Origin of the sequence: Gordoniibacillus kamchatkensis (genome assembly GCF_000829455.1) — a bacterium.
GTDB lineage: Bacteria > Bacillota > Bacilli > Paenibacillales > NBRC-103111 > Gordoniibacillus > Gordoniibacillus kamchatkensis.
This window is the reverse complement of sequence record NZ_JXAK01000012.1, coordinates 17,689-39,145: the sequence shown is the minus strand read 5'-3', so window position 1 is coordinate 39,145 and position 21,457 is coordinate 17,689. Positions and strand designations below refer to the sequence as shown.

Sequence of the window (21,457 nt, the reverse complement as noted above, 5' to 3'; positions counted from 1 at the left end):
AGAGTGGATTTTGTACAGCGGGCACAATTCGCTTTCCGGACAAAGGCGTTTTCGTTGGATTTTGTCCAGGCTTTCGTTGCGCTCATATCGGTTTGACGGTAAATGCGGAAGCGTCCGTTGGACAATTTCCATTGACGGGCTTGAAGTCCGCCATATTCCGGAAATATGATGGATCAAATGCAGTGAAAAGCAAGCAACAGCCGATGTATTGACGAAGCTAGAAATGCTGCGCTGCCGCACTGTTGAGACGATGACAGCACAAAAAGAGGGATGGCATGACAGAGAAGGGAAAACCTACATATCAAGCGGGAAAGGGCGAGGGCATGTCTGCGCGGCGAGAACGGGAAGACCGAGCAAGCGGCCGGCCGGATGGGGGAGCGACAAGGGGCGAGCGCGAGCGGTTGTCCGGAGCGCAACAAGGAGGAGGCCGCGGGCTCCCGGCCGAGGGAAAGCGCGGCGGCGAGCAGCACATCGGTGGCCGTCACGGGCGGTCCGCAGGAGTCCCGCCAAGCGGCAATCGCCGGCGGGTGCCTGCTGCACCGCAGTCCGCGGCGGGTCGACGCGGCGCGCAGGCGACGGCAAGGTCGGCGGCGCTCGACGTGCTGACGCGTGTTGAGGAGCAGGGCGCGTACAGCAACCTGCTGCTGGGTCAGACGCTGCAAAAAAGCGGGCTGGCGCGGCCGGATGCGGCGCTGGCGACAGAGCTCGTGTACGGCACGATCCAGCGGCTGAACACGATCGACTACTTTCTCGCCAAGTTTGTGAAGGGCGGGCTTGGCAAACTCGAGCCCTGGGTGCGCAATTTGCTGCGGCTCAGCTATTACCAGCTCGCCTACCTCGAACGGGTGCCGGATCACGCCGTCGTGAACGAGGCGGTCAACCTGGCGAAGCGCCGCGGCCACGCCGGCATCGCCGGCATGGTGAACGGCACGCTGCGCTCGGTCATCCGCGAGCGGGCCAGCCTCGCAGTCCCGGACGGGCTGCCGCCCGCGGAGGCTCTCGCGCTCCGCGAGTCGCATCCTGCATGGCTCGTCCGCCGCTGGATCGACCGGTTCGGCCTCGCGGCGGCCGAACGGATATGCGCCGCTAACAATGCGGCGCCGCACGTGAGCGTGCGCGCGAACGCGCTGCGCGGGTCGCGCGAGGAGCTGCTGCGCGAGCTGCAGCAGCAAGGCGTGGACGCCGCGCCGAGCGCGCTCGCCCCGCAGGGGCTCGTGCTGCGCGGCGCCGGCTCGGTGGCGAGCTTGCCGCAGTTCGCCGCCGGCAAGCTCTCGATTCAGGACGAGAGCTCGATGCTGGTCGCTGAGCTGCTCGATCCCCGGCCCGGCATGACGGTGCTGGACTGCTGCGCCGCACCCGGCGGCAAGACGACGCACATCGCCGAGAAGATGCGGGACGATGGCGTCGTTTGGGCAAGCGACGTGCACGAGCATAAGCAAAAGCTGATTGGCGACCAGGCCGCGCGTCTCGGGCTGCGCTGCATTCGCGCGCTGACGGCGGACGCGCGGGAGCTTGCCGGCCGCTTCCCGCCGGCGTCGTTCGACCGCATTTTGCTTGACGCGCCGTGCACCGGCTTCGGCGTCATTCGCCGCAAGCCGGATTTGAAATGGGCGAAAGAGCCCGGCGATATTGCCGCCATCAATGCGATACAGCGCGACATTCTGGAGCGGGTTCACGGGCTTCTTAAGCCGGGCGGCATTCTCGTCTACAGCACGTGTACGATCGAGCGCGAGGAAAACGAAGACACTGTCGGGCGTTTTCTCAGCGAACACCCGGAGTTCTCACTCGACACTGACATCGACGTGATCTTGCCGGATGATTTACGACCGTTCACGGGCATGCTGACGATCCTGCCTTACCAGTTCGGCTCCGACGGCTTCTTCATCGCCAGAATGCGCAAAAATTGAAGGAGAGCGAAGCGGAGCATGTGAAATGGAACCGGAGAGACGACTTTTCAAGCGGCGTTCTTACCGCAAGGTAGAATAAGAGAACGCGCTTGAACGGAGGCCGGAGGTTCCAATTCCGATGCGGAGCAGAGCCCTGGCCGTCATAATAAGGTTTTGCGAACCCCCGCCATGGCAGCGCCCGGAGCGAAGCGGGCGGGCTGCGCCATTTTGTGGTACAATAGATTGAATGCTGAACAGACAGGTTGTGAGAACGATGGCACGACAAGAGCTCAACCAACAAAAACCTTTCGTTTACGACTATACGCTCGAGGAATGGCAAGACTGGGTGCAATCGGTCGGAGAGGCGAAGTTTCGCGCCGGCCAAATTTTCGACTGGCTGTACGTCAAGCGCGTCGCTTCGTTCGAAGAGATGACGAACTTGTCCAAGCCGCTTCGGGACAAGCTCGCCGAGCAATTCGAGTTCGTCACGCTGACCGAGATCGCCAAGCAGCAATCGCAGGACGGCACGGTCAAATTTTTGTTCGAGCTGGCCGACAAAAATGCGATCGAAACCGTCATCATGAAGCACAGCTACGGCAACTCCGTATGCGTGACGACACAGGTCGGCTGCCGCGTCGGCTGCACGTTTTGCGCCTCGACGCTCGGCGGTCTGAAGCGCGACCTGAAGCCGGGCGAAATTATCGCCCAGGTCGTGAAGGCGCAGCGCATGCTCGACGATTCCGGGGAGCGCGTCTCCAGCATCGTCATTATGGGCATCGGCGAGCCGTTCGAGAACTACGAGGCGACGATGAAATTTTTGCGCGTCATGACGCATCCGAAAGGGCTGAACATCGGACAGCGCCACATTACCGTCTCGACGAGCGGCATCGTCCCGAACATTACCGCTCGCCGAAGAAAACTTGCAGGTGAACCTGGCGATCTCGATCCACGCCCCGAACGACGCGCTGCGCTCGAAGCTGATGCCGGTCAACCGCCGGTTTCCGTTCGCGGACCTTATCGCCGCCTGCAAGTTTTACATCGAGAAGACGGGCCGCCGCATCACGTTCGAGTATGCGCTCATGGGCGGCGTCAACGACCAGCCGGAGCACGCCGAGGAGCTGGCGCAGGTGCTGAGCGAAATGCCGCTGTCGCACGTCAACCTCATTCCGGTCAATTTCGTGGCGGAGCGCAATTTTGTCCGTTCGACGCGGAATGACATTTTCAATTTCCAGCGCATTTTGCAAAACCACAAAGTGAACGCTACGATCCGCCGCGAGCAGGGCAGCGACATCGCCGCCGCGTGCGGACAGCTGCGGGCCAAACATCTGGAGCTCAACAAGTAGCGAGGTGATCTGTCGTTATGTATATGGTCAGCCGAACCGATATCGGCAACATCCGATTAGTGAATGAAGACCGGGCCTTTGTCCGGCACGAGCCGGACGGCTGGTCCGTCGCCGTCATCGCCGACGGCATGGGCGCCATCAAGCCGGCGACATCGCCAGCCAGATGGCGGTGGACGCGATCCAGCGGGAGCTCGGGCAGCTCGCGCCGTCGATGTCGGTAGAGCAGTGTATGGACGCTTTGAACCGCGCGATCGAAATCGCCAACGAAAGCATTTATGAGTTCGCTCTGGGCAGGGAAAATTATCATGGCATGGGAACGACCCTCGTGACCGTCATCGCCGGCAAGGAGCAGGCGATCGTCGGCCATATCGGCGACAGCCGCGCGTATTTGATCGACGGCGCTTCCATCGTCCAATTGACCGAGGATCATTCGCTCGTCAACGAGCTGGTCAAGAACGGCCATATTACGGCCGAAGAAGCGCTCCACCACCCCAGGCGCAACGTCATCATCCGGGCGCTCGGCACCGATCCGACCGTCAAAGCCGACCTCACCGTCGTTTCCTGGAAGTCGGGAGACATGCTGCTGCTTTGCAGCGACGGACTGCACGATCTTGTCGACGACGAAACCATTCATGAAATCGTGCGCGGCGAGCAGGATCTCGACCGGCTCACGATGCGGCTCATCCATAGCGCGCTCGATGCCGGAGGCGACGACAACATTACGGTCATCGTGATCAGAAATGATGCGGAAGGAGGGGAACGCGGTTGATCGGCAAAAAGCTCGGAGGACGCTACGAAATTCTGGAACGTATCGGCGGCGGCGGTATGGCCTTGGTATATATGGGACTTGATCATTTATTGCATCGTAAAGTGGCCGTCAAAGTGCTGCGCCAGCAGTACGTTCACGACGAAGAGTTCATCCGCCGTTTCCGCCGCGAGGCGCAAGCCGCCGCATCGCTATCCCACCCGAACGTCGTCAGCATTTACGATGTCGGGCAAGAGGGCGAGACGCATTACATCGTCATGGAGTACGTCGAAGGCACGACGCTCAACGACCTTATCAAGGAGCGCGCGCCGCTGCAAGTCGAAGAGGCGGTGCGATACGCCTCGCAAATATGCGATGCGCTGGAGCACGCCCATCACAACGAAATTATTCACCGCGACATTAAGCCGCACAACATCCTGATCGGCAAAAACGGCCGCGTCAAAGTTACCGATTTCGGCATCGCGCGCGCCGCGACGTCGTCGACCATTACGCAGACCGGCTCCGTCGTCGGTTCCGTGCACTATTTTTCGCCGGAGCATGCCAAGGGCACGTCTACCGGAGAGAAGTCGGACTTGTATTCGCTCGGCATCGTTTTATACCAGATGCTGACCGGCCGGCTGCCGTTTCATGGCGAGAGCCCGATCAGCGTCGCGCTGAAGCATTTGCAGGAAGACGTGGAGGAGCCGCGCAAAGTGAATCCGCTTATTCCGCAAAGCGTTGAAAATGTCATTTTGAAGGCGATGCGGAAAAAGCCGGAGGAGCGGTACCAGTCCGCCTCGCAAATGCTCGCCGACCTCGAGACGTGCCTCAGTCCGGAACGCCGCAACGAGCCGAAAATCGAGTTTTGGTCGGACGACGACGGCATCGATGACGAGAGCACGCGGGTCATTCCGGCGATACGGCCGAACCAGTACGCGGCGGAACGCCAAGATCGCGCCGACCGGCCGGAGCCCGCAGCCGAAGAGCGCGCCGCTTGGCAGGACGAAGAGCCGGCCGAACGCAGGAAGCGCCGCTGGATCAAGCCGACCGTCTGGATCGTCGTGCTGCTGCTCATTCTTGCCGGCATGTGGTATGCGGTCGGTTGGGTGAAGTCGGTTCTTGTCGTGCCGGACATCACCGTTCCGCCCGTCGCAGGCCAGCCGATCGTGCAGGCAAAAGAGACGCTTCGTTCGGCCGGGCTCGAACCGACGGTTATCGACGAGGCGAGCGAGACGGTGCCGAAAGATACCGTGATCCGTCAAGATCCGGAAGGCAATATGAAGACGAAGACGAAAACGGTAAAGCTGTACGTCAGCACGGGGGCGCCGAAGCAAAAAATGCCTGGCCTCACCGGCATGAGCATCAAAGACGCGCGCGACAGGCTGCAAGCGCTCGGCCTTGATCCCGACAAGCAGATCGCAACGGATCAGCAATTCTCGGATACGGCGGCTGTCGACACGATCATTTCGCAAGACCCGGGCGTCGACCAGCCGATCGATCCGAAGACGGCAACGGTGCGGCTATCCGTCAGCAAAGGCAAGGAGACGGTCAAGATGCCGAACCTCGTTGGCAAGACGCTGGCGGAAGCGAAAAAGATGCTCGCCGACAACAGGCTGCAGCTTGCGGATGACGGTGTCAGCTACGAAACCAGCTATACGGTTGCAAAGGATCGGGTTATGAAGCAGTGGCCTTATGATCCCGACGTGGACGTGAAGCCGAATTCGCAGATCAAGCTGGTCGTGTCCAAAGGGCTGCCGGACGACGCCGGCCAATTGACCGTGCCGGTTACGCTCGTACCGACGGCCGACGGCAAGGCGTCCACGTTCAAAATTACAGTCAGCGACGCCACCGGCGACAACATCGACTACAAAACCGTCCAGACGTCCAAACAGACGACTGTCGACGTGAAGGTAACCGTATCGCCGGATAAGCGAGCTACGATCCAGGTGAAAGAAAACGATACGCTCGTCAACATTCAGACGGTAACATATCAAGATTACTTGAACCGCACCAAAGCGGGCGGGAGCGGCGGCCAGCCGGCGCCGGCGGGACGAAGCCCGGGGGGACGACGACGCCGGGCGGAGCGACGCCGAACGGCCCGGCTACGCCGGCATCCGGTTCGGCGAACACGGGAGGCCGTCTGTAATGCCAAAAGGCTTGATCGTCAAAGCCTTAAGCGGCTTCTACTACGTGCTGGAAGACGGGCAGGAGGCGGCGGGAGAACAGCCCGTGCAATGCCGGGCGCGCGGCATTTTCAAGAAAAAAGGCATTACTCCGCTCGTCGGCGACCGGGTTTCGTTCGAGCGGACCGGGAACGGGGAAGGCACGGTGGATGAAATCGCACCGCGCACGACGGAGCTCATTCGCCCGCCGATCGCCAATATGGAGCTGGCGCTGCTCGCGTTCTCGGTCGTTGAACCCGATTTGAACGTGCAGCTGCTCGACAAGTTTCTTGTGCATATCGAGCATGCCGGGCTGACACCCGTAATCTGTTTGACGAAGCGCGATTTGCTCAAGGAAGCGGACGACGACGTACTTGCGGCCGAGGTAGAGCAGGCTGCGGCGTTGTACCGCAGCATCGGGTACGAGGTGCTCATCACCAGCTCGAAGTGGCGCGAAGGGATCGAGCAGGTGGCGGCCCGCATCGCCGGCGGTCTCACTGTTATCGCCGGGCAGTCCGGGGTCGGTAAATCGTCGCTGCTGAACGCCCTTATTCCAGGTCTGGAGCTGGAAACGAACGCAATCAGCCACAAGCTCGGACGCGGCAAGCATACGACACGCCACGTCGAGCTTCTGCCGCTGCCGGCCGGAGGCTGGGTAGCGGACACGCCGGGCTTCAGCCAGCTCGATTTCGCCGAGATCGAGGCGGAAAGCCTCGGCGCCTGCTTCCGCGAGTTCGGAGAGCTTGCAGAGCGCTGCAAGTTCCGCGGCTGCCTGCATGTGCACGAGCCGGATTGCCGAGTGCGGGAAGCTGCAGGGACCGGCGACATTGCCGAGTCGCGGTACGAGCATTATGTGCAGTTTTTGCAAATGATTCGGGAGAGGCCAAGGAGGTATTGAACGATGCTGCGCATTGCGCCATCGATTTTATCAGCCGATTTCGCGCGGCTGGCGGACGAAATCGCCGATGTGGAACAGGGCGGGGCCGACTGGATTCATGTCGATGTGATGGATGGCCGCTTCGTGCCGAACATTACGCTCGGCCCGCTCGTTGTGGAGGCGATCAGGCCGCACACGAAGCTTCCGCTCGACGTGCATTTGATGATCGAGGAGCCGGACCGGTACGTGCCGGCGTTCGCCAAGGCGGGCGCGGACCTCATTTCCGTTCACGTCGAAGCATGCCGCCATCTGCACCGGACGCTGCATCTGATCAAGGAGCAGGGCGTCAAAGCCGGCGTCGTGCTCAACCCGGCAACGCCGCTCGTTCTGATCGAGCATGTGCTGGACGAAGCGCTCGATCTCGTGCTGCTGATGACGGTGAATCCGGGATTCGGCGGACAAAAGTTCATCCCCGCCGTGCTGCCGAAAATTCGCAGCTTGCGGCAAATGGCCGAGGCGCGCGGGCTGGCTGGCCTGCACATCGAGGTGGACGGGGGCATCAATGAGGAAACGGCGCCGCTTGTTGTGGAAGCGGGGGCCGATGTGCTCGTGGCCGGCAACGCGATATTTGCCGAACCCGAACGAGCCGAGGCGATTAGCCGGCTGCGTGTCCGATAAGGATGCGCAGCTTTTGCATAATAAGGCTCCGCTGCGGGTTGGAAATCAACCTCCGGCCTTCGTTAAAGCCGCGTTCCATTTATCCCTGTGAGCGGATGGAACGCGGCTTTAAATGTCGCCTCCCCGGTTCATTTCACCCTTCGCTCCGCTCGCAGTTATGCCGGGGCGCGGTCATATACGGTGCCACTGCGGCATATAGATGGTTACGAGAGCCAGACTTATTTTGACATGCCATAAACCTTCTTGTTCGCGACTGGCGAGTCGCGGCGAAAGCGCGGGAAGAGGCGCCGACGGCGGCGCACGTTCCCAAGCACATTTTCGCTGGGCGGGAATATATTGTCAGTAACGAATAAGAGTTTGCTTCAGGCGAACTTTGGAGGAGGGGTAAAGGATGAAATTTTACACGATCAAACTCCCGAAGTTTTTGGGCGGTTTCGTCAAAGCGGTACTTAACACGTTCAGCAAAAACTAAGCGCGCCGTCGCCGCCGTCGCCCATACGTTGAGCCCCGGGCGCGAACCGCGGACCGTAGTACCATACCTTTTCACACTAGATGACGCTTGCCGCGGCACAGCTTCGGCAACGCAAAAAAAAGCACCGTATACCGGTGCTTTTTGTCTACATCCGAACGTATGGCGGCGCCTGACGGTTAGACGCGGGCGATTTTGCCGGATTTCAGAGCGCGGGCGCTCACATAGACGCGCTTCGGCTTGCCGTCAACCATAATGCGAACTTTCTGCACGTTGACGCCCCAAGTACGGCGGTTTTTGTTGTTAGCGTGGGAAACGTGATTTCCGGTGCCACGGGATTTGCCGGTAATGAAACATTTGCGGGACATGACTCCACCTCCTCCAAGTATTGCTGCAAACCTGTCACTGGCAGGACGGTTTTTTTCTTTCAGCAAAGACACACTTAATTATATTAGCACACCCAAAATGACGGAGTCAACGCAATGCTGCTCTTTTTGCCGTTTATTTCTTTTGTCGATTAGTGTACAATGTTCTATATCCATCTACATAACAGAGGGAGCTCCCTTATTGAAGGAGAGGTTAGCATGTCGATCGAACTGACGCAGGAACTCGGGAAAATTATCGTCACGGGAGATGTCGTGGCGACGCTAGCCGGCTCTGCCGCACTCGAATGCTACGGCCTCGTGGGCATGGCTTCCCGCAAGCAGCTGAAGGACGGCATCGCCGAGCTGCTCGGCCGCGACAATTTGGGCCGCGGTGTCGAAGTGCGCCGCGACGGCGATAACGTCGAGATCGATCTTTACATTATTGTCAGCTACGGCACGAAAATTTCCGAAGTTGCGCACAACGTGCAAAACCGGGTGAAATACGTTTTGAACGATGTCGTCGGCCTGAAGGTCGATGCGGTGAACATATTCGTGCAAGGGGTTCGCGTCGCGCGTTGACACTATCGTCTGTCCCCAGGAAGGAGAATATCAGCTTGAGTAAGCGCTTCAGTTCTTTGAATGGCCACGACTTTACGGAGCTCGTGCTCGCGGGCGCCAATTCGCTTGGCAACCATGCGGAGAACGTTAACGCCTTGAACGTGTTTCCGGTCCCCGACGGGGATACCGGTACGAATATGAATTTGACGCTCATGTCCGGCGTCGAAGAGCTGCGCCGGCGTCCGTCCGCCCATCTCGGCAAAGCCGCAGAAGCGCTGTCGAAAGGACTGCTGATGGGCGCGCGCGGCAATTCCGGCGTCATTTTGTCGCAGCTGTTCCGCGGCTTCGCCAAGTATGTGCATGAACTGGAAAGCGCCAACGCGCAACAGTTCGCCGCGGCGCTGCAAAACGGCGTCGACACGGCGTACAAGGCTGTCGTCAAACCGGTTGAGGGCACGATTCTTACCGTTTCCCGCGAGGCTGCCAAGCACGGCGTACAGTTCGCGCGCCGGGCCGGCGACATTCTGGAACTGATGGAGGAAGTGCTGCAGCACGGCAAAGAGACGCTAGCCCGGACGCCCGACATGTTGCCGGTGCTGAAGCAGGTCGGCGTCGTCGATGCCGGCGGGCGTGGGCTCATCTATATTTACGAAGGCTTCGTCGCCGCTATGCGCGGGGATTCCACGCCTCTCGGCATCCCCCATGTCGCTCCGGCGGAGGAAACGATTTCGGCACAGGAAGCCGCTTTCGCCGCCCGCAGCCTGGCCGCGGAAGCGCACGGCGATACCGGGCATGGGCCGAAGCGCGCGCAAACGCTAATGAGCGCCGATGTGATCGAGCACGGGTATTGCACGGAATTCATGCTGCACGTCGTACCGGGCAAAATGCCGGGCCTTGTTTTCGACGAAACCAAATTCCGGCGGGAGCTGGGGGAATACGGCGATTCGCTGCTCGTCGTCGCCGATGACGAGCTTGTGAAAGTGCACATTCACGCCGAGCTGCCGGGCAGCGTGATGAACCATGCGATGAAATACGGCGATTTAAGCCGGATTAAGATCGAAAATATGCGGGATCAGCATGCCCATATCGTGATGGAAGAGACGGCCGAGAACGCCGAAGAAGCGGCGTACGGACCGGCTGTCGGCGGCGAAGCGCAGGCTGTTCAGAATGTCGCCGCGCCGCGCAAGCCGTTCGGGTTCGTGGCAGTGGCGATGGGCGAAGGCATCACCGACATTTTGACGAGCGTCGGCGTCGACGTCGTCTTGTCCGGAGGCCAGACGATGAATCCAAGCACGGAGGATATCGTCAAAGCCGCCGCCGGCATTCATGCGGACACCGTATTCGTGCTGCCAAACAATTCGAACATCGTCATGGCGGCGCAGCAAGCCGCTCATCTGTTGGAAGACAAACAGCTTGTCGTCATTCCGTCCAAAACGATTCCGCAAGGGCTTGCCGCCGTGCTCGCATTCCAGGAAACGGCCGATGCCGAGCACAACGCCGCCGCCATGAACGCGGCGCTGGGCCGCGTCGTATCGGGACAAGTCACTTACGCGGTGCGCGATACGACGATCGACGGCATCGAGATTAAAGAAGGCGAATATATCGGCATCCGCGACGGAGAGATCGTCGCGTCCGAACCGTCGCTGCTGGACGCCGCCAAAAAGCTGCTCGATGCGATGCTGGACGAAAACAGCGAAATCGTTACGATACTGTCCGGCGCCGACGCCAACCCCGAAGAGACGGAGCAGCTCGCCGCTTACATCGCCGAGCTGGCGCCTGCAGTGGAAGTGGAGATTCATCCTGGCGGCCAGCCGCTGTATGCTTATATTTTTTCGGTAGAATGAGCAAAGGGGACCCGGCGCGTATGAGCAAAGTGCGGATCGTAACCGACAGCACGGCGGATATTCCGCAGCAGGTGCGGGAAGAGCTCGGCATCCGGATGGTGCCGCTGAAAATTCATTTTGGCGACGAGACGTATTTGGACGCGGTGACGCTGCAATCGGAGCAGTTTTACGAGAAGCTGACCGCTTCCGCGGTTATGCCGACGACGTCGCAGCCGTCGCCGCTTGAATTTCTGGAAACGTACAAACAAATCGTGGAAGAAGAAGGTCCGGATGTGCGCATCGTATCCGTGCATCTGTCTTCGGCATTAAGCGGCACGTACCAATCGGCCGTGCTGGCCAAGTCGATGCTGGAGGAAGAAGCGGACGTGACGGTGGTCGATTCGAAATCGGCGTCGTACGGCATCGGCGCACTGGCCGTAGCCGCCGCGGAAGCGGCGCGCGCAGGCGCGGATGCGGAAGCCGTCATCAGCTTGATGCGGGCGATGCGGGACGATTTCCACATTTATTTTTTGGTCGATACGCTGGAATATTTGAAGCGCGGCGGCCGCATCGGCAAAGCGGCGGCCGTGCTCGGCGCGCTGCTCAACATCAAGCCGATCCTCTCCATCGACAAGGATGGCGAAGTGGCGGCAGTGGAGCGGGTACGCGGCCAGAAGAAGGCGATGGCTCGCATCGTGGAGATGCTGGAAGCCGATCTGGGCGGCAAGACGATTCAATTGAGCCTGGCGCATGCGAATCATTTGGAGGCGGCCGAGGAGCTGCAGCGCTTGATTGAAGAGAAGCTTGCGGTCGCTTCGGTCAATTACGTGACGCTCGGTCCGGTCATCGGGGCGCATGTCGGCCCTGGCGTCATCGCGGCGTTCGCGTGCCCGGCTCGCGGATAGAGAGCGCACCGCGCGCGGTTGGAGGCGTTATGAGAGATTTGCACGACATTCCGGTCAGCGAAGTGCGCGGCGTAGGGGCGCAGAAGGCGGAAGAGCTTGCCGCCTTCGGCATCCGCTCGGCGGGCGACCTGATTGAATATTATCCGTTCCGGTACGAGGATTACTCCATCCGCGATTTGACGCAAGTGAAGGATGGCGACAAAATAACGGTTCAAGGCACGCTGGCCAGCGATCCCGCCCTCCAAATGTACGGCCGTTCGAAATCGAGAATGGTGTGCAAAGTGGTCGTGGATCGCTTTTTCATCACGGCCGTTTGGTTCAACCAGCGCTTTCTCAAAGACAAGCTGGCTTCCGGGCAGGAGCTCGTGCTGACTGGCAAATGGGATCAGAAGCGGCTGCAGCTTACGGTGTCGGAGACGGAATTTCCGGGCAAAAGAAACGCCAATGCAGGCACGCTGCAGCCCGTCTATTCGGTCGGCGGGGCGATTACGCAAAAGTGGATGCGCAAAGCGGTAGGACAGGCGCTCACCCAGTTCGGGGCGCTCGTGCGCGAGGTGCTCCCGTCCACGCTGCTGCGCAAATACGACTTGATGCCGCGCCGCGAAGCGATTATGGCGATCCACCACCCTGACGGCACGGAAGCCGGCGAACGGGCGCGGCGGCGCATCGTGTACGAGGAGCTGTTCCTGTTTCAGCTGAAGCTGCAAGCGTTCCGCGCCGTGAACCGGTCGCGCGCGGACGGCCTGGCGCAAAGCGTCGACCGGCCGAAAGTGCGCGAGTTCGTGCGCGGCTTGCCGTTTGCCTTGACGGAATCGCAGAAACAGGTCGTATCGGAAATATTGCACGACCTGGAGCAGCCGTTCGCCATGAACCGGCTGCTGCAAGGCGATGTCGGCGCCGGCAAGACGGTCGTTGCCGCCACGGCTCTTTACGCTACGGTGACGTCAGGCAACCAGGGTGCGCTCATGGTGCCGACGGAAATTTTGGCCGAACAGCACAAGCGGTCGCTTGACCGGCTGTTCGAGCGCTATGGCGTGACGACGGCACTGCTTACCGGCTCGCTCACGGATAGGCAGCGGCGCGATGACGATCGCCTCGCTGCAGATGGGCCTCGTCGACATCGTTGTCGGCACGCATGCGCTCATTCAGGAAGACGTCTTTTTTCGCCGGCTGGGCCTGGTCGTCACCGACGAGCAGCACCGGTTCGGCGTGCAGCAGCGCAGCATTTTGCGGCGCAAAGGGATGAACCCCGACGTGCTGACGATGACGGCGACCCCGATTCCGCGCACGCTGGCGATAACCGCTTTCGGCGACATGGACGTCTCGACGCTGCGCGAGCTGCCCAAAGGCCGCAAGCCGATCCAGACGTATTGGGTGCGCCATTCTATGCTGGAGCGGGTGCTTGGCTTCATCGCCCGCGAAGCGGAGGCGGGGCGGCAGTCGTACGTCATTTGCCCGCTGATCGAAGAGTCGGAGAAGCTCGACGTGCAAAATGCGATCGATGTGCACGCGCAGCTTCAGCACCATTTTGCTTCGCTAAAGGTAGGACTTCTGCACGGCAGAATGAGTGCCGCCGAGAAAGACGCCGTCATGCGCGCGTTCAAAGAAGGCGAGCTGCACGTGCTCGTCTCGACGACGGTCATCGAAGTCGGGGTCGACGTGCCGAATGCGACGCTCATGGTCGTCTACGACGCCGACCGGTTCGGGCTGTCGCAGCTGCACCAGCTGCGCGGCCGCGTCGGACGCGGCGAGCATCAATCGTATTGCGTACTGATCGCCGATCCGAAGAACGATGTCGGGAAAGAGCGGATGAAGGCGATGACGGAGACAAACGACGGCTTCGAAATCGCCAGGCGCGATCTCGAGCTGCGCGGGCCCGGCGATTTTTTCGGGACGAAACAAAGCGGCATGCCGGAATTCCGCGTCGCCGACCTGACGCACGATTTCGAGACGCTGGAGCAGGCACGCGACGACGCGGCAGCGCTCGTGGCGAACGCACACTTCTGGACGGCCGCCGAATACGTGCCGCTTCGGGCGATGCTGGAGCGGGAACAAGTGCTCGCAGGGGATCCGCTCGACTAAAGCGCATGAACAATCCCATGCCTCGATCGAAGCGAATCGAACCGTTCGCAGCTTTCCTCCGTTATGTTGGATGAGAACTGTTAAGGAGGAGAGAGTATGATTCGCAAATCGATCGGGCGCATCGCCGGCGCTGCCCTCGCCGTCTGGATGGGGGCGCTTGCTGCTTGCGGCGCTGCGTCCGCCGAGACGATCGTCAAATCCGACATGAAAATCAAGCTGAACGGCTCTCCGCTCAGCTACGATCAAGCGTATTTGATCGATAACAGCTTGTTTGTGCCGTACCGGGCGTTCGCGGAAACGATCGGAGCCGAGGTGGGCTGGGACGGAGATACCGAAACCGTCACCGTGAAAAAGGATGACAGCACCATCAAGCTGAAGATCGGCTCGCTATCGGCTACCGTCAACGGGAAGACGACGGCGATGGCTGCGCCGGCACAGCTGATCGACAGCAGTACGTTCGTGCCCGTTCGCTTCTTATCGGAAAATTTCGGCATTCAGGTCGGCTACGACGATGCCACTCGCACCGTATCGCTTACATCCGGGGGAGAAGCGAAGCACGCCTATACGATCGAAATTTCGGAGTTCAAATTCGGTCCCGCCGAGCTGACCGTCGAGGCAGGCTCCACCGTCACGTTCAAAAATCTCGACAACGTGAAGCATAACGCGGTCGCGACGGACGGTTCGTTCCAAACGCCGCTGCTCGGCGAGAACGAGACGGCCAGCATAACGCTGCTGGCCCCCGGCGAATACGACTACTACTGCGAGCCGCACAAATCGTTCATGAAGGGCAAAATTATTGTCAAATAAACAGGCCGCCCGAGAAAGGCGTAGCGGAGGATGGGAATGCGGGCCTTGGAGCGGAGCGTGCGCTTTTGAACTCGTGTTCCCACTTCAGGTTCTAATTCATAGGAACACGAGTTCAAGGAAGCCGGAGACCCACATTTTTAGGTCCGCAGCGCAGCCCTACTCTCTCGGGGAGCCTGAAGAGGATCGCAGAGCTTCGCTTCGCGCACGCTTGTCCACAAGCGCTTACCCGTGCATGGGTCAAGCGCTTTTTTGCCGTGCAGCGGGCAATTCGTCGTCACTCCGCTCATACGATAGAAAGAGCGGAGGTGGTGACGATGAATTACGAGCAATATGGCATCGATCGGCGCCTGGTCGAGCGGCTGAAAAAGAAGGCAAAGCAGCGTCCGGCGCGGGAACGCGTCAAACGGCTGGCGGAAGGAGTGACGCGGGAGGACTTGCAAAACAAAACGACGGTGCGCAGGCTGATCGGCCGCGTGTCGCATACGCTCGGCGAACCGATACCTCCCGACCAGGTGGAACTGATGACGAATTTCATCGTCAGCCAGCAAATCGACCCGAACAATACGCTGCATTTGCTTAAACTGTACACCATGTTCCGCCGCTGATGCTGAATAGGTTGACGGAAGACCTGCACGCCGTCAGGCGGACGCTTAAGCAGCACGGAATACGTGTGTCTGTAGACGGGAACAGCGGAAACGCCCTCCATTGCCGCCTCTTGTAAAGCACTACAAGAGCACGATCCGGCTCACGCGCGACATCGGACGGGTGCAAATCAGCCTGCTCCGGCGGGGTGTATCGGCGATTTGTTCCATATGCTTAGCGCGAAATCGAAGCGTCCGATTCGTTGTCACCATGGTCAAGCAGCCCCTCATACAATTGTAGTGAAGGTCGAGACGAGGGGACTGGTAAAGATGGAGGCATGCAGCACATGGACGTATCGCAACGTGACGCAGGGCGTCTTCCAGACGCTCCAGGCGGTTGGGCGGCGGCAAGGGTTCGCGATTCCGGGAGCGCCTTCGGGCAGCTTCGCCATCAGGGTGGCGGGCATGCAGGTCGGATTTCGGTACGGCTGGGATGCTCGGAGCGGAACGCTGATGCTTACTTGCGTATCGAAGCCGATGCTTCTCGGCTGCGCGACGATCAAAAGCTTCGCGGACAGAATCGTTGGCGAGGCCGGCGGGAAAGTCGCCGGATAATGTCGGGCTTCGCAAAAAAATCGCTCCGCAACGCCGTGACGGCGGCTGCGGAGCGATTTTTCACGTTGTCAGAAACGCGCTCGTCCTTATGGACGGCGTAAGGCGTTTATCCTAGCGGCGCTCAGTGGTAGCGCGGCGGCTCGTCGTAGCCGTCCCGCTTCGATCCGTTGATGACGCGAAACCGCGAGTTGCGCCGCTTGCGGTCGTCCTTGCGGTACATTGTCACTTTGCGCCAGGAGGAAGGCGGATATTTGTACAGCAGGAAAATGGTGCCGAGCACAACGATCGGGATAAAGAAGTAAGTAAAGTTAACGAGCAGCCCGATCGCGATGAGCGCAAACACGATATAGGATCCGACGGAAAACCGGTTTCTCATGGCTCTGCCTCCTTCCTTTCGACTCCTTATTTCGCTTTGAGGCCGTCGGCTTCCCGCATCCGGTTGAACGAAGCGATCGATACTTCCACTTGCGAATTGTCGGGTTCCTTCGTTGTCAGCTTTTGCAGCCATAGCCCGGGATATCCGAGAAAGCGCAGCACTGGTACTTCGCGCAGCGAATTCGTAAAGCGCAGCACTTCGTACGAGACGCCGATGACGACCGGCAGCAGCACGAGCCGCTGCACGATGCGCTGGAGAAGCGAGTCGTACGGGAAAAACGAGTAGATGACGACGCCGACGATGACGGTGAAAACGATGAAGCTGGAGCCGCACCGGTAGTGGAGCGTGCTGAATTTTTGCACGTTCTCGACGGTCAGCTCGACGCCGGCTTCGTAGGCGGAAATCACTTTATGCTCGGCGCCGTGGTATTGAAACAGCCGCTTGATCATAGGCGTCAGCGAGATTGCGTAAATGTAGCCGATAAGCAAAATGATTTTGATAAGCCCTTCCAGCAGCGTATGCCCGACACGGCTCTGGAACAAGTGGGAAAACAGCACCTGCTCGATAAAGACCGGCACCAGGGTGAAGACGAACTTGCCGAACAGGAACGACAGGACGCCGACGAAGGCGACGCCGAGCAGCATCGACAGGCTGAAGCCGGTTTTCGCCTCGCTCGCTTCGCCGTCGTTTTCCCCTTCGGCGTATTTCTCTGCGGAAAAGTTGAGATGCTGGGCGCCTTTGGCGCTCGCTTCGATAATGCCTACGATGCCGCGTCACGAACGGGATTTTTTTGAGCGACTTTACCCAGCCCGCTTCCTGCTTCGGCACTTCCAGAAACTCGATCGATTGGTCTTTGCGGCGAACGGCCGTCACATGAACGCTGCGGCCGGCGAACATGACGCCTTCAATGACGGCTTGGCCGCCGTATACAGCTGTAGGTTGAGACAAGGTGGACACCTCTTCTGGTCGTATGATGGAATGAGCGGAATGAATGCTTCAGGATGCTTCTATTGTAGCGAATTCCGGCCCCGATTGCTACCGCCGCGGTTACGGGAATGGCATCCTGCGCATACTAATCGCTGCCATCGCCGCCGATCTTTTGCCGCTGCGGCGGACCGTGGCTGCAAATTATTCGTAGGCAAGGAGCGGAAATCGAATTATGGTCGATACATTCGTGAAACACCGCAGCGCAGAGGAAGGCGCAGAGCCGACGAACCCGCTGCGGTTCGGGGCATACATCGGGTTGTTTGCCGGGATCATTTGGGGGGCGGTCCGCATCTTCGAGTATTATTTCAGGTTGACCGATGTGGTGCCCGGTTTTTGGTCGAATATTTTTTCAAGCACGATTTTTTGACAACGGTGTGGGGCGGCGTTGTCGGCTGGATGTTTTTTACGCTGTTTTCGGCCGCCGCTGGCATATTGTACGCAGCGATACTGCGCAAAGTGAAGGGGCCGTGGCCGGGGTTGCTGTACGGGGTGCTGTGGTGGGTTTTTCTTTACCTGCTGTTCGGGCCAGTGGCCGGAATGCTGCCTCCGGTGCAGAAGCTCGGCTGGACCACGCTTATCACCGATTTGTGCTTGTTCGTGTTGTGGGGACTTTTTATCGGATATTCGATTGCCGTCGAGTTTACGAAAGAAGAGAAGAGAGATCAGGATCCGGACGGGTTGTTGGGTAAAGTCCTCAAGTGACGGAGGGGGCGGCTCTTTGAGAAAGGCGAGCGGAGCGGGCTATACACAGGGAAGCAACTTATGGTAAAATGGGCTTCGGTAAAAGCGCGGGTAGCGCACGGGTAGGGGGAAATCCGGTGAACAAGGTGCTCGTATTGAACGGCCCGAACTTGAATATGCTCGGCATTCGCGAGCCCGGCGTCTATGGGAGCGACTCGCTGCGCACGATCGAGCAGCGCCTGTTGGCGCTTGCTGCGGAGCTTGGCCTTGAACTGGAGTTTTTCCAGTCGAACCACGAGGGCGCTCTGATCGACCGCATCCATCAGGCGTACGGAACGGCGCACGGCATCGTTATCAATCCGGGCGCGTTCACCCATTATTCGTATGCGATCCGCGATGCGCTCGCAGCTGTACAGCTGCCTGCGGTGGAAGTGCATTTATCGAACATTCATAAGCGTGAAGAGTTTCGCCATCACTCGGTGACGGCGCCCGTCGTCGTCGGCCAGATCGCCGGATTCGGCGGGTTCGGCTATGAGCTCGGCCTGCGGGCGCTGCACCGCCATTTCACCGAAAAGAACGGGTGATATCACGATGCATCAACAGCGATTGGAAAAGCTGCGCCAGCGAATAATCGAGCTGCAGATCGACGCGCTGCTCGTGGCGAGCGGCGTAAACCGGACATATTTGACCGGGTTCGCCGGATCGTCCGGCTACGTGCTTGTCACGCAGCAAAGAGCGATGCTGCTTACGGACTTCCGCTATGTGACGCAAGCGCATCAGCAAGCGCCGGACTACGAAATTATCGAGCATGCGGCGAAGCCGGCTGCCACGATACTCGAGCTGCTCCAGGCGGCGGGCGTAACGAAGCTCGGTTTCGAGCAGCAGCACGTCTCCTTCGGCGCCTATCAAAACTATGTCGCAGCGCTGCCGGGCATAACGCTCGTACCGACGGACGGCGTCGTCGAGAAGCTGCGCATGTACAAGGACGAAGGCGAGCTGCGCATTATGCGGGAAGCGGCTGAGCTTGCGGACCGCACGTTCAGCTACATTTTGACGAAGCTGAAGCCCGGCGTTACGGAGCTGGACATCGCGCTGGAAATCGAAATGTTTATCCGCCAAAACGGCGGCACTTCCACCTCGTTCGACACGATCGTAGCTTCCGGCGAACGGTCCGCCCTGCCGCACGGCAGAGCGAGCGAGCGGGTGCTGCAGAAGGACGAATTTGTCAAACTCGACTTCGGCGCGTATTATAAAGGTTATTGCTCCGACATTACGCGCACCGTCGTGCTCGGCAAGCCGACCGCAAAGCACCGCGACATCTACGACAAGGTGCTTGAAGCGCAGCTCGCTTGCCTGGACGGCCTGAAGCCCGGCATGACCGGGCGCGAAGGCGATGCGCTGGCCCGCGATATTATTGAGAAGTACGGCTACGGCGACAACTTCGGACACGGCACCGGGCACAGCCTCGGGATGGAGATTCACGAAGCGCCGCGGCTGTCCAGGCTGGACGAAACGGTGCTCGAGCCCGGTATGACGATGACGGTCGAACCCGGCATCTACTTGCCCGGATTCGGCGGCGTGCGCATCGAAGACGATATCGTCTTCACGGACAGCGGCATCCGCATCTTAACCCAATCAACCAAGCAACTTATCATACTCGACTAACCGTCAGGAGGAACTCCAGTGATTTCCGTCAACGATTTCAAGACAGGCTTAACGATCGAAGTGGATGGCGACTTGTTTACCGTCATCGATTTCCAGCACGTCAAACCGGGCAAAGGCGCCGCCTTCGTCCGTTCCAAGCTCAAAAACTTGCGCAACGGCAACATCGTCGAGCGCACGTTCCGCGCCGGCGAGAACGTATCGCGCGCGCAAATCGAGCACCGCGAAATGCAGTTCCTGTACAACACAGGCAACGAATATACGTTCATGGACAACCAGACGTACGACCAGATTACGCTTGACAAGAAGCAGCTGGAATGGGAAATCAACTTCCTGAAAGAAAACATGATGATCAAAATCGCCCAGTATCAAGGCGAAATTCTCGGCATCCAGCTGCCGAACTCGGTCGAGCTGAAAGTCGTGGAAACCGAGCCGGGCATCAAAGGCAACACGGCAACCGGCGCGACGAAAAACGCCAAGCTGGAAACCGGCCTGAACGTGCAGGTGCCGCTCTTCATCAACGAAGGCGACGTGCTGCTGATCGGCACCAACGAAGGCAACTACATTTCCCGCGCGTAACGGCTGTAGCTCGCAGCACAAAAACTCCGCATCGATATCCGATATCGAGCGGAGTTTTTATTTTGGGAAGTTGATCGAGCCTGACCGTCAACTGTCACTTTTTTGCATGCAGGTATCCTTGAGCTGCAAAACGTGCATCCCAAAGTGATGAAGACAGTGAGAAAGCATGTGCGAGATGCAAAAAAGTGCAGTCAAATTCGACGAAATGGCTTCGTTTTAGCATTTGAACCTGAAATTGACGTACAAAATACATGTGATTTCAACTTTTTCGTTGATTTTCTTCAATAAGCTGTACTTTTTACATCTCGCCATTCGTGGACTATTTCTCGTACTATATTTTTTTTAGAAATGACGGTTGTTCCCAGCGTGAGAGCATGGGGTGGGACACTCGTGTTTTTAGAGTATCCTTTCCGCCCAGCTCCGCACCGCGGCGTTCCACTGCTCCGGCTGCTCGACGTTCGACGCGTGCCCCGCGCCGTCGATGCGGCTCAGCGCAGCGCCCGGAATGGCGGCGGCGGTCGCTTCGGAGAGGGAGAACGGGATGATCGTATCGCCGTCCGAGCCGATGACGAGCGTCGGGACGCGGATGCCGGCAAGCTGCCCGCTCGAATCGGGACGGTCCGCCATCGCCAGCACGCAAGCGGCGAGACCTTCCGGCTTTTGCGCCAGCATCGTGCGCTGCAGCCGCTGCCGCAGCTCGTCCGGGGCATCGGGCGACAGCAGCTTCGGCGTCATCGCCGTTTCGGCGGCGGAGGCGCCTTGCTCGCGGATCGCCTCGGCCATGTTGACGCGGCCGGCTTTCCCTTCCTCGGTGTCGGGCTCCGCTTTCGTGTTGGACAAAATGATCCCGCGCACAAGCTCGGGATGGCGGCGCAGCAGCGCAAACAGAACATAGCCGCCCATCGAGAAGCCGGCGACGATCGCCTGTTGAATGCCGAGGCGCGCAAGCAGCGCCGCGACGTCATCGGCCATTTCCTCCATACTCGTCCGCTCGGTCGCCTCCGATTGGCCGCACCCGCGCAGATCCGGAGCTATGACGCGAAACCGGTCGGCCAAACCGTCCAGTTGGTCTTCCCACATCGAACTATCGAGCGGGAATCCGTGCAGCAGCACGAGCGGCTCCCCTTGTCCCCGTTCGCGGTAATGAAGCTTGATTGCACTATTATTCGAATCCATCCGCCTGCCTCCTCAAATCGCTAGTTTTTTCCTATCTTTTCATTGTAGACTTGTTTTTTTGTTCCCACAAGTTCGGGCGGTTATGCTATAATGTTTTCTT

The 21,457-nt window shown here is 59.4% G+C and carries 20 protein-coding genes and 4 pseudogenes; 20 read left to right on the top strand and 4 right to left on the bottom strand.

Features of this window, described 5'->3' with window-relative positions:
* Positions 1 to 275: 275 nt before the first annotated feature.
* From rsmB to spoVM, 8 genes and pseudogenes are all read left to right on the top strand, one after another.
* Entirely contained in the window at positions 276 to 1,907 is a 1,632-nt protein-coding gene (gene rsmB, locus SD70_RS08835; protein WP_231571122.1) for a 16S rRNA (cytosine(967)-C(5))-methyltransferase RsmB, read from the top strand.
* Positions 1,908 to 2,160: 253 nt separating this feature from the next.
* Positions 2,161 to 3,229 (top strand): annotated as a pseudogene (rlmN, locus tag SD70_RS08830) (23S rRNA (adenine(2503)-C(2))-methyltransferase RlmN).
* 17 nt (positions 3,230 to 3,246) lie between these two features.
* Entirely contained in the window at positions 3,247 to 3,450 is a 204-nt protein-coding gene (locus SD70_RS39735) for a hypothetical protein (protein ID WP_331436750.1), read from the top strand.
* Complete coding sequence (locus SD70_RS08825; protein ID WP_331436749.1) at positions 3,393 to 3,998, top strand: protein phosphatase 2C domain-containing protein; 606 nt, start codon at positions 3,393 to 3,395, stop codon at positions 3,996 to 3,998. The genes SD70_RS39735 and SD70_RS08825 overlap by 58 nt, the downstream gene beginning before the upstream one ends.
* Before the next feature lie 56 nt (positions 3,999 to 4,054).
* Positions 4,055 to 5,662: pseudogene (pknB, locus tag SD70_RS34660) on the top strand (Stk1 family PASTA domain-containing Ser/Thr kinase); the annotation flags it as partial.
* 457 nt (positions 5,663 to 6,119) lie between these two features.
* Complete coding sequence (rsgA, locus tag SD70_RS08815) at positions 6,120 to 7,034, top strand: ribosome small subunit-dependent GTPase A (protein WP_041047227.1); 915 nt, start codon at positions 6,120 to 6,122, stop codon at positions 7,032 to 7,034.
* 3 nt (positions 7,035 to 7,037) lie between these two features.
* On the top strand, positions 7,038 to 7,691 hold the full coding sequence (gene rpe, locus SD70_RS08810) for a ribulose-phosphate 3-epimerase (protein ID WP_041047226.1): 654 nt from the start codon (positions 7,038 to 7,040) through the stop codon (positions 7,689 to 7,691).
* Between the two features lie 391 nt (positions 7,692 to 8,082).
* Positions 8,083 to 8,163 (top strand): stage V sporulation protein SpoVM, encoded by an 81-nt coding sequence (gene spoVM, locus SD70_RS08805; RefSeq protein WP_014652194.1) that lies wholly within the window; start codon positions 8,083 to 8,085, stop codon positions 8,161 to 8,163.
* Positions 8,164 to 8,339: 176 nt separating this feature from the next.
* Here spoVM and rpmB read toward each other — a convergent pair whose 3' ends face one another.
* A complete protein-coding gene (gene rpmB, locus SD70_RS08800; RefSeq protein ID WP_041047225.1) occupies positions 8,340 to 8,528 on the bottom strand; it encodes a 50S ribosomal protein L28 in 189 nt (62 codons plus the stop codon).
* 216 nt (positions 8,529 to 8,744) lie between these two features.
* Between rpmB and SD70_RS08795 the strand changes: the two genes are divergently transcribed.
* From SD70_RS08795 to SD70_RS08765, 7 genes and pseudogenes are all read left to right on the top strand, one after another.
* On the top strand, positions 8,745 to 9,104 hold the full coding sequence (locus SD70_RS08795) for an Asp23/Gls24 family envelope stress response protein (RefSeq protein WP_041047224.1): 360 nt from the start codon (positions 8,745 to 8,747) through the stop codon (positions 9,102 to 9,104).
* Between the two features lie 35 nt (positions 9,105 to 9,139).
* A complete protein-coding gene (locus SD70_RS08790; RefSeq protein ID WP_041047223.1) occupies positions 9,140 to 10,927 on the top strand; it encodes a DAK2 domain-containing protein in 1,788 nt (595 codons plus the stop codon).
* A gap of 20 nt (positions 10,928 to 10,947) precedes the next feature.
* A complete protein-coding gene (locus SD70_RS08785; RefSeq protein ID WP_041047222.1) occupies positions 10,948 to 11,811 on the top strand; it encodes a DegV family protein in 864 nt (287 codons plus the stop codon).
* 29 nt (positions 11,812 to 11,840) lie between these two features.
* Positions 11,841 to 13,893: pseudogene (gene recG / locus SD70_RS08780) on the top strand (ATP-dependent DNA helicase RecG).
* A 96-nt stretch (positions 13,894 to 13,989) separates the two neighbouring features.
* Positions 13,990 to 14,700, top strand: coding sequence for a stalk domain-containing protein (locus SD70_RS08775; RefSeq protein WP_041047221.1), 711 nt, complete (start codon positions 13,990 to 13,992; stop codon positions 14,698 to 14,700).
* A 314-nt stretch (positions 14,701 to 15,014) separates the two neighbouring features.
* A complete protein-coding gene (locus tag SD70_RS08770; protein ID WP_041047220.1) occupies positions 15,015 to 15,305 on the top strand; it encodes a stage VI sporulation protein F in 291 nt (96 codons plus the stop codon).
* Between the two features lie 306 nt (positions 15,306 to 15,611).
* On the top strand, positions 15,612 to 15,896 hold the full coding sequence (locus SD70_RS08765; protein WP_041047219.1) for a hypothetical protein: 285 nt from the start codon (positions 15,612 to 15,614) through the stop codon (positions 15,894 to 15,896).
* A gap of 121 nt (positions 15,897 to 16,017) precedes the next feature.
* Here the strand turns inward: SD70_RS08765 and SD70_RS08760 are convergent, their stop codons facing one another.
* Together SD70_RS08760 and SD70_RS08755 are read right to left on the bottom strand one after the other, a co-directional pair.
* Positions 16,018 to 16,272 carry a hypothetical protein gene (locus SD70_RS08760; protein WP_041047218.1) on the bottom strand — a complete coding sequence of 85 codons (255 nt, stop codon included), beginning with the start codon at positions 16,270 to 16,272 and terminating at the stop codon, positions 16,018 to 16,020.
* Between the two features lie 26 nt (positions 16,273 to 16,298).
* Positions 16,299 to 17,169 (bottom strand): annotated as a pseudogene (locus SD70_RS08755) (DUF1385 domain-containing protein).
* Between the two features lie 262 nt (positions 17,170 to 17,431).
* Between SD70_RS08755 and SD70_RS37795 the strand changes: the two are divergent.
* The 5 genes from SD70_RS37795 to efp all read left to right on the top strand — a co-directional run bounded on the left by SD70_RS37795 (position 17,432) and on the right by efp (position 20,181).
* Positions 17,432 to 17,626, top strand: coding sequence for a hypothetical protein (locus SD70_RS37795; protein ID WP_052487201.1), 195 nt, complete (start codon positions 17,432 to 17,434; stop codon positions 17,624 to 17,626).
* Positions 17,593 to 17,961: a YqhR family membrane protein gene (locus SD70_RS08750; protein WP_052487200.1), complete on the top strand. Its 369-nt coding sequence runs from the start codon at positions 17,593 to 17,595 to the stop codon at positions 17,959 to 17,961. Before SD70_RS37795 ends, SD70_RS08750 begins: the two co-directional genes overlap by 34 nt.
* A 116-nt stretch (positions 17,962 to 18,077) precedes the next feature.
* Complete coding sequence (gene aroQ / locus SD70_RS08745) at positions 18,078 to 18,524, top strand: type II 3-dehydroquinate dehydratase (protein WP_041047217.1); 447 nt, start codon at positions 18,078 to 18,080, stop codon at positions 18,522 to 18,524.
* A 7-nt stretch (positions 18,525 to 18,531) separates the two neighbouring features.
* Entirely contained in the window at positions 18,532 to 19,605 is a 1,074-nt protein-coding gene (locus SD70_RS08740; protein WP_041047216.1) for a M24 family metallopeptidase, read from the top strand.
* Positions 19,606 to 19,623: 18 nt separating this feature from the next.
* Positions 19,624 to 20,181, top strand: coding sequence for an elongation factor P (gene efp / locus SD70_RS08735; protein ID WP_041047215.1), 558 nt, complete (start codon positions 19,624 to 19,626; stop codon positions 20,179 to 20,181).
* A 396-nt stretch (positions 20,182 to 20,577) separates the two neighbouring features.
* On the opposite strand, the gene SD70_RS08730 is transcribed toward efp, so the two are convergent.
* Complete coding sequence (locus SD70_RS08730; protein ID WP_041047214.1) at positions 20,578 to 21,357, bottom strand: alpha/beta fold hydrolase; 780 nt, start codon at positions 21,355 to 21,357, stop codon at positions 20,578 to 20,580.
* Positions 21,358 to 21,457 lie beyond the last annotated feature (100 nt).